Annotated in this window: 1 protein-coding gene; it reads left to right on the plus strand. The window is 49.0% G+C overall.

What is annotated here, in order from left to right; translation table 11 throughout:
* Nucleotides 1-433: 433 nt before the first annotated feature.
* A partial coding sequence (locus DVK07_RS20165) for a DUF5821 family protein (protein WP_233565558.1) occupies nt 434-735 on the plus strand: 302 nt, incomplete at its 3' end.

Consider the following 735-nt stretch of genomic DNA (forward strand, 5'->3'; position numbering starts at 1 on the left):
TGCTCCACCCTCTTAGCTGAATGTAGGCGGTCGTAGTGTTTGTCGAGAACGCCCGATTTTAATCGCTGACGACACCTTTCGAAACGTCGTTGTTCAGGTGGTGGAGAGAGATTGGGAACTACAACCTGCCGATCATATGGTCCACCCAGATCGGGCGTATTTCCGGTATACATGTAACTCTCATCGATCGGCTGTTTCAGGTGAGAATATCTCTGAAGAAGAAGATTTCAACAGAGTCTGAGAATCCCAACAGGGCCAGTCAGTAGTATTTCGAAACCAGCACTTACGGCACTACCACGGAACTATCCTGCGTAGGCGATGCGAGACGGGACTAGAATGATCTCCCTGTGACCGTTGTCTGATAGACCCAATCTTTTCTCAACACCTCTCAGATATCATGTCTATTAAGTACATGTCCGGATATTTATAGAACATGACCAAACAACACATTTTCACTCAGATAATTCCCGAACGAGACGAGCCAGCATTGTATATCAATCCTCGCTCTGAACAAATCGCAGCCTTCGCAGAGGAAGCAATAACGGTTGAGGACCAGCCCAAGGTCCGGCTGCTCGCAGACTCAGATGAAATCAAAGACGCCCTCTACAGCTTCCTCACGGCCTCAAAGATCGCCGAACTCATCCATCGAGAGCAACTCAGCCTCCGAACACTCACGGAGCCAGTTCAGAATACCATCTTCACAACCGAGTCTGAGGCTGTAGTTCCTGTGATGGG

This window comes from Halorubrum sp. Atlit-26R, from assembly GCF_003666015.1.
GTDB lineage: Archaea > Halobacteriota > Halobacteria > Halobacteriales > Haloferacaceae > Halorubrum.